The sequence below is a fragment of the Streptococcus sp. 10F2 genome, assembly GCF_054331515.2.
Window position 1 is genome coordinate 34,756 of record NZ_JBTGGE020000010.1, and the last position, 7,024, is coordinate 41,779.

General features: G+C 42.0%; 7 protein-coding genes. All 7 read left to right on the forward strand.

What is annotated here, in order from left to right; translation table 11 throughout:
- The first annotated feature begins 19 nt into the window (after positions 1-19).
- Positions 20-760 (forward strand): Stp1/IreP family PP2C-type Ser/Thr phosphatase, encoded by a 741-nt coding sequence (locus ACXM1Q_RS03590; RefSeq protein ID WP_458516248.1) that lies wholly within the window; start codon positions 20-22, stop codon positions 758-760.
- Positions 757-2,679 (forward strand): Stk1 family PASTA domain-containing Ser/Thr kinase, encoded by a 1,923-nt coding sequence (gene pknB, locus ACXM1Q_RS03595; RefSeq protein ID WP_458516250.1) that lies wholly within the window; start codon positions 757-759, stop codon positions 2,677-2,679. The genes ACXM1Q_RS03590 and pknB overlap by 4 nt, the downstream gene beginning before the upstream one ends.
- Before the next feature lie 106 nt (positions 2,680-2,785).
- Positions 2,786-3,472 carry a cell wall-active antibiotics response protein LiaF gene (gene liaF, locus ACXM1Q_RS03600; RefSeq protein WP_458516252.1) on the forward strand — a complete coding sequence of 229 codons (687 nt, stop codon included), beginning with the start codon at positions 2,786-2,788 and terminating at the stop codon, positions 3,470-3,472.
- A complete protein-coding gene (locus tag ACXM1Q_RS03605) occupies positions 3,469-4,482 on the forward strand; it encodes a sensor histidine kinase (protein ID WP_458516254.1) in 1,014 nt (337 codons plus the stop codon). The genes liaF and ACXM1Q_RS03605 overlap by 4 nt, the downstream gene beginning before the upstream one ends.
- Positions 4,460-5,098: a response regulator transcription factor gene (locus ACXM1Q_RS03610; RefSeq protein WP_135035901.1), complete on the forward strand. Its 639-nt coding sequence runs from the start codon at positions 4,460-4,462 to the stop codon at positions 5,096-5,098. The genes ACXM1Q_RS03605 and ACXM1Q_RS03610 overlap by 23 nt, the downstream gene beginning before the upstream one ends.
- An 8-nt stretch (positions 5,099-5,106) precedes the next feature.
- Entirely contained in the window at positions 5,107-6,507 is a 1,401-nt protein-coding gene (locus ACXM1Q_RS03615) for a Cof-type HAD-IIB family hydrolase (protein ID WP_458516256.1), read from the forward strand.
- The gene (locus ACXM1Q_RS03620) at positions 6,504-6,866 is read left to right on the forward strand and encodes a S1 RNA-binding domain-containing protein (protein ID WP_135035895.1); all 363 of its coding nucleotides are present in this window, start codon (positions 6,504-6,506) and stop codon (positions 6,864-6,866) included. Before ACXM1Q_RS03615 ends, ACXM1Q_RS03620 begins: the two co-directional genes overlap by 4 nt.
- Positions 6,867-7,024 lie beyond the last annotated feature (158 nt).

The following is a 7,024-nucleotide window of genomic DNA, read 5'->3' on the forward strand; positions in this document are numbered from 1 at the left end:
AAGGAGGAAATAACAAGACATGGAGATTGCATTGTTGACAGATGTAGGGCAGAGACGCTCTAACAATCAAGATTTTGTCAATCAATTTCGAAACCAAGCAGGAAATCCTTTAATTGTATTAGCGGATGGAATGGGTGGTCATCGAGCAGGGAATATTGCTAGTGAGATGGCCGTTACGGATTTGGGAGCAGCATGGGTTCATTCAGATATTAATTCTATAGATCAGATGCGTTCCTGGTTTGAAACCCAATTGGAAGCGGAAAATCAGAAAATACATGCCATGGGGCAAGAAGATGAATTTCGAGGTATGGGGACAACGCTAGAAGCGGTTGTTCTTATTGGAAATCAAGCTGTCTTCGCACATGTAGGGGATTCCCGTGTGAGTATCTGGGATCAGCGAGAGTATATTCAGTTAACCAGTGATCACTCTTTGGTCAACGAATTATTGAAAGCTGGACAAATTACTGAGGAGGAAGCTATGAATCATCCTCAGAAAAATATTATTACTCAATCTATTGGTCAACAAGACCCTGTTAAGCCAGATATTGGATTAGCAGTGTTGCAAGACGGAGATTATCTGATTATCAGTAGCGATGGTTTGACCAATATGGTTACCAATGTTCAAATCCAAGAAGTTCTGGCGACTGATTTAAGTCTTCAAGAAAAAGCAGCAACACTAGTACACATGGCGAATGTTGCTGGAGGAATAGATAATATTTCTGTGGCTCTTGTTCATTATAAACAGGAGGACCAGCTATGATTCAAATCGGAAAAATCTTTGCTGGACGCTACAAGATCATGGAGCAAATTGGTCGAGGCGGAATGGCGGATGTCTATCTAGCAAAAGATTTAATTTTAGATGGTGAAGAAGTCGCTGTTAAGGTTCTCCGTACCAATTACCAAACTGATCCTGTTGCGGTAGCCCGTTTTCAAAGGGAAGCCAAGGCTATGGCCGAGTTGGATCATCCAAATATCGTTCGAATTACAGATATTGGAGAAGAGGATGGCCAACAATACCTGGCTATGGAATATGTTTCAGGCCTAGATTTAAAACGCTATATCAAGGATAAGGCTCCTCTGGGTAATGAAGAGGCGGTTCGTATCATGGGCGAGATTCTCTTAGCTATGCGTTTGGCACATATGCGGGGAATTGTCCATCGGGATTTGAAGCCTCAGAACATTCTTTTGACTAAAGGGGGAACCGTTAAGGTTACGGATTTTGGGATTGCAGTGGCTTTTGCGGAAACCAGTTTAACGCAGACCAATTCCATGTTAGGTAGTGTTCATTACCTATCTCCTGAACAAGCGCGTGGTTCAAAAGCGACGATTCAGTCAGATATCTATGCTATGGGGATTATTTTTTATGAAATGCTAACAGGGCATATTCCTTATGATGGGGATAGTGCTGTTACGATTGCCCTTCAGCATTTTCAAAAACCGCTCCCATCTATTCGTGAAGAGAATGCTCGCGTAGTGACTCCAGTGGAGAATGTGGTAATCAAGGCAACTGCTAAGAAATTAGAAGATCGCTACAAAACGGTCGCGGAGATGTATCTGGATCTTTCAACGAGTTTATCCTATGAGCGACGCAATGAACCGATTTTGCATTTTACCGAGAAGGAATCTGAAGTTAAGACGCTCCCTAAATCGAATCCGGCTCCAAAGGTTGCACCTGCTCCAGTCAGGGAAGCTGATCAGGTCACCAAGAGCGAGGAGAGGATTGAGCCGCGTCCTCGTCCACAGCAGAGTAATAAAAGTAAGATTGTTAATAAGGTAGCTAGTCCTAAAAAGAAACATGGTCGGCGTATTCGAATGCGGTACAAGGTCGTTTTGGGGGCCTTTGTGTTAGTTGTATTGGCTGTCCTATCCTTGATCTTTCTCAGTCCATCTTCAGCTGTGATTCCACAGGTTGAAAATTTGCCCTTAGCAGAGGCACGGACGCAAATTGAGGAAGCAGGTCTAGTGGTGGGGAATGTTTCTGAAGAGACTTCGACAGAGGTTGAGCCTGGGAACGTCATCCGAACCAATCCTAAATCTGGGACACAAAGACGTGAAGGTTCTACGGTTGATTTGATTGTTTCGGCGGAAGGCACACGTTTTAAGATGGAAAGCTTAGTTGGAAAATCTTTGAGTGAGGCTGAGCGAATCCTGAGGGAAGAACACCAGGTTCCAGAACGATTGATTAAAATTGAAGAAGTTGATGATACGTATGAGGAATCAGGAATCGTTCTATCGCAGACACCAGAGGCCGGTGAAGAGTTTGATCCAACGGGCAATACGAAGATTGTCCTTCAAGTAGCACGTCAAGCTACTTCTATTGAGATGCCAGATTTCACCAGTATGACCTATCGTGATGCCCGTGATACTTTGATTAATCTTGGGGTTCCGGTTAGCCGTATTAGTCGTCGAGTTACAAATGAGGTGACAGCTGTGCAATCCGATATTATTGTGAGACAGAATCCTTTGGCTGGGAATATTATTGATGTCAAGTCTGCTAATATCGAATTAACAGTTGCGGCAGTTGTTCAAAATCAATCCGTTTATCCTTCGAGTTCGTCTGTGTCCATACCATCTGTGACGGATGAAAGTGAAGAAGAAAGCGAGTCGTCATCATTGAATACGAGCACATCTTCTAGCAGTCGAACGGAAGCGAGTTCTAGTAGTTCTTTAGAGGAATAAAATGGAAGAGGTTGGGGATTCCCAACTTCTTTTTTCTTTCAACAGAGTTGTGACTGTTCATGAGTCAGGCTATTTGATACAATAATAAGGTACAAGGAGCATTGTGATGAGAAAAATCCATTTTTTTGTATTGATTGAGCTGATTTTATTAACATTGGCTTTTCTAACCATGTTTTCTGATGATGTCACGCGTGGGATTTGGTTTCTGATTCTTTGTTTGTTGCTTTACCATTATTATCGAGTAGACAGTCAATCCAATTTATTAGTTGTGGCTCTTTTTCTGTTTTTATTTTTAGCCATGAGTATCAATCCATTTGGAATGGCAGCGATTGTGTTCGCCATTGTCTATGGTTTTTCTGCCATGCTTCCTTATTTGTATCGGGAACATCGCTCACAGTCGATTCTACTAGAAATGCCAGGTGATAAAACTAGGAATACTTGGATAGGTGATTTATCTTATTTTCTAGGTGAGGGTCAGGCTTTTGAGGATTTGAATCTGACCCGATTTAGTGGAAATGATACGATCTATTTGGATGAGGTTGTTTTGGGCTTCGATTCGAATCTCATTATTATTCAAAAGGCAGTGGGGAATACAACGGTCTACATTCCGATTGATGTAGCGGTAGATTTATCTGTTAATACTCTTTATGGAGATGTTCGTTTTTTTGAGGATTATTACAATCTTCGCAATGAGCGCCTCCGGATTAAGAGTCCTGATTTAGACAAGGCTAATCGCTCTGTGAAATTAGTCTTTACGAATCTGCTTGGGAATGTGGAGGTTATTCGCCGATGAGGAAGGGAATCTATCTCTTTATCTTTAGTGCAACCTTTGGACTTCTCTTTTTTTTAGTGACAAAATTTTTAGGGGTTTTGGATGTTAGCTGGAACGATCTCTGGTTAAAGGATTGGATGGCTCTGCAAATTTTAGGGATGCTGTTTGCCCTGTCGTTAGCAGCAGTAGCTCTAGCATTTTTAGCACAAGTTTGGAGAGCGCAGACTATTCGTGCTCGTTTACATCCTGCTTTGGAACAGATTCGAAAGGGGCAGTCTTATAGTAGCTTGGATGATCCGATTCTCGATGCGGATTTACGAGCTTTGGGGCAATCCATTCATAATCTGCAACTGATACGTCAGGAAAGTGAGAATCAAGAGCTGGTAGAGAAAGCCCATATTGTTAGCCAAGAGCGGCAACGGATTGCGCGTGATTTACATGATACGGTTAGTCAAGAGCTTTTTGCGGCAAGCATGATGGTTTCAGGCTTACGACAGTCAAATTTTGATGCGGCTAGGATTCAACAAGAGCTTCAAGGAGTAGAGGGGATTCTTAATACTGCTCAAAATGATTTACGGATTCTTCTCTTACATCTTCGACCGCGGGAATTAGAGGGACGAGACTTGGTATCAGCTTTGAAAACCTTACTTGCAGAAGTTGAGGAGAAAAGTTTAATCAAGACTCGGTTAGAAGTCTCTGTGGAACAATTACCGCCGGAAATTGAAAATCATTGCTATCGTATTGTCCAAGAATTTATTAGCAATACACTTCGCCATGCGCAAGCCACCAATCTAGAAGTCTATTTTAAACAGACTGTAGGACAGTTACAATTGAAAATGGTAGACGATGGCTGTGGTTTTAATCAGGATCAAGCCAAGGACTTTCATTACGGATTAGCCAATATGGAAGAGAGGGTTGAAGATATGGCAGGTAGAATGATCCTTAGAACTGCTCCTTATCAAGGAGTCGCGATTGATATTCGCATACCAATTTTAAAGGGAGAACTAGATGAAAATTCTATTAGTGGATGATCATGAAATGGTCCGTTTAGGATTAAAGAGTTACCTTAATTTACAAGTGGATACCTTGGTTATTGGGGAAGCCAACAATGGAAAAGAAGGATTGGAATTAGCACTGGAACTTCGCCCAGATGTGATTGTCATGGATTTGCTGATGCCGGATATGGATGGTATTCAAGCGACACTTGAGATTTTAGAATCTTGGCCAGAGGCTAGAATTTTAATTTTGACCTCTTATTTGGACAATGAAAAAATATATCCTGTACTCGATGCAGGAGCTAAGGGCTATATTCTAAAAACTTCCTCGGCAGATGAAATTTTTAGTGCCATTCGTCGTGTATCTTTGGGAGAGATGGCTATTCAGACAGAGGTCTCTCAGAAATTCGAACATCATCGTCTCAATCGTCCCTTGCACGAAGATTTAACTCCTCGTGAACGGGATATCTTAGCCCTTTTGGCGAAAGGCTATGAGAATCAGCGAATCGCAGACGAACTTTTTATTTCATTAAAAACGGTTAAAACACATGTATCAAATATCCTCTCAAAGTTGGCGGTGAGTGATCGAACACAGGCAGTTATCTATGCCTTTCAACATCACTTAGTCCAATCGGATGAGGAATGGTTATAGGAGTAATGATGAATACTAAAACAAAGTACAAGGCTAAAAAAATCAAAATTGTTTTCTTTGATATTGACGACACTTTACGAGTGAAGGATACAGGTTTTATTCCAGCATCCATCGAACGTGTTTTTAGAGATTTGAAGAAAGCTGGGATTAAGGTCGGAATTGCCACAGGCCGTTCCCCACTTGGTGTTGTCCCAGAATTACGAGCTTTAAAGCCTGATTATTTAGTCACAATTAATGGTGCCTATGTGGAAAATGCAAAAGGAGAAGCTGTCTATAGTCACCCCATTCCGGAAGCACAAGTTCAAGCCTATAAGGATTGGGCTGAAAAAGAAGCCATTGCTTATGGGTTGGTTGGAAAAGAGCAAGCCAGTCTTTCGACTCGTTCTCCCCTGATCAATGAAGCTATTGATATTATTTACCCAGGGCTTGAGGTTAATCCGGATCTGGACCAGAGCGAAGCTATTTACCAAATGTGGACCTTCGAGGAAGAAGGACAGGATTTGATGTTGCCAGAAGAGCTAGCGCAAGATCTCCGATTGGTTCGTTGGCATCCCAATTCCTGTGATGTTGTCATTAAAGAGATGTCAAAAGCTGTTGGTGTTGAAAAAGTCTTGGACAGCTTAAATCTTAAGCCTGAAAATCTCCTGGTCTTTGGGGATGGTCTTAATGACTTGGAGTTGTTTGATTTTGCGGGCTTGGCGGTTGCTATGGGAGCAGCCATTGATTCCGTCAAGGATAAGGCTGATTATGTAACCAAATCCGTTGAGGAGGATGGTATTGAACACGCGTTAGTGGAGATGGGCTTGATTTCTAAATTGTTACATTTCCCACAATTGGATTTAGACACAGTCGAGGGGCCAGTGGTTACCTTGGAAACAAACCAAGGTTCCATGAAGATTAAGCTCTTCCCTGAGCATGCTCCGAAAACAGTTGCGAATTTCCTTGGCTTAGCCAAGGAGGGTTACTATGAAGGAGTTACTTTCCATCGTATTATCGAAGATTTTATGATTCAAGGTGGTGATCCTAGCGGTACTGGTATGGGAGGCGAGTCTATTTATGGAGGCGAGTTTGAAGATGAATTTCATGAAGAACTCTATAATCTCCGCGGAGCTTTATCTATGGCTAACGCAGGCTCTAATACGAATGGTAGTCAATTCTTTATTGTTCAAAATACAGGTGGTAGCTATAATAAAAAAGAACTGGTTCGAGGTGGCTGGCCAGCACCAATTGCAGCATATTATGCAAAAACAGGAGGAACTCCCCACTTAGATCGTCGACATACAGTCTTCGGTCAGCTAATGGATTCCACTTCATTTGAAGTTCTTGATAAAATTGCTCATGTTGAAGTAGATATGATGGATAAACCCATAGAACCTGTAGTCATTCTGAAAATTGAGGTGGAGGAATGAGGATTGGTGAAAAGTATAAAGGAATTGTTAGTGGTATCCAACCTTACGGTGCCTTCGTAGAACTTGAGAATGGAACTACAGGTTTAATCCATATTTCTGAAATTCGGACAGGATTTATTGAAAATATTAGCGATATCTTGAAAGTTGGGCAAAGTATTACCGTCCAAGTTGTCGATTACGACGAATATTCTGGTAAGGCAAGTCTATCTATGCGCACGTTAGAAGAAGAAAAACATCGTTTTCCTCGGCGTCGCCGTTTTACGAATGATCGCTATAAATCTGGATTTCGTCCGTTAGGGAAGAATCTTTCTCACTGGACAAAAGAAACCTTGGCTTATCTTAAGAGTCATGAAGAATAGAAAAAGAGCTTGCTTTCATTTTAAAGCAAGCTCTTTTTCTAGTACGACGGGCATGTCGTACATCTGAGGTGTAAGTCCTCTGTGGGCACCTGCTACCGGTGAACCCAATAGCGACTCCCAAGCCTGACTATCGTGAGGTAGCGGGGAGAGGAAGGGAT

What these genes read in the sequence shown, in the direction of transcription:
- ACXM1Q_RS03590 (WP_458516248.1), top strand. Translation starts at nt 20, where the DNA reads ATGGAGATTGCATTGTTGACAGATGTAGGGCAGAGACGCTCTAACAAT.
- pknB (WP_458516250.1), top strand. Translation starts at nt 757, where the DNA reads ATGATTCAAATCGGAAAAATCTTTGCTGGACGCTACAAGATCATGGAG.
- liaF (WP_458516252.1), top strand. Translation starts at nt 2,786, where the DNA reads ATGAGAAAAATCCATTTTTTTGTATTGATTGAGCTGATTTTATTAACA.
- ACXM1Q_RS03605 (WP_458516254.1), top strand. Translation starts at nt 3,469, where the DNA reads ATGAGGAAGGGAATCTATCTCTTTATCTTTAGTGCAACCTTTGGACTT.
- ACXM1Q_RS03610 (WP_135035901.1), top strand. Translation starts at nt 4,460, where the DNA reads ATGAAAATTCTATTAGTGGATGATCATGAAATGGTCCGTTTAGGATTA.
- ACXM1Q_RS03615 (WP_458516256.1), top strand. Translation starts at nt 5,107, where the DNA reads ATGAATACTAAAACAAAGTACAAGGCTAAAAAAATCAAAATTGTTTTC.
- ACXM1Q_RS03620 (WP_135035895.1), top strand. Translation starts at nt 6,504, where the DNA reads ATGAGGATTGGTGAAAAGTATAAAGGAATTGTTAGTGGTATCCAACCT.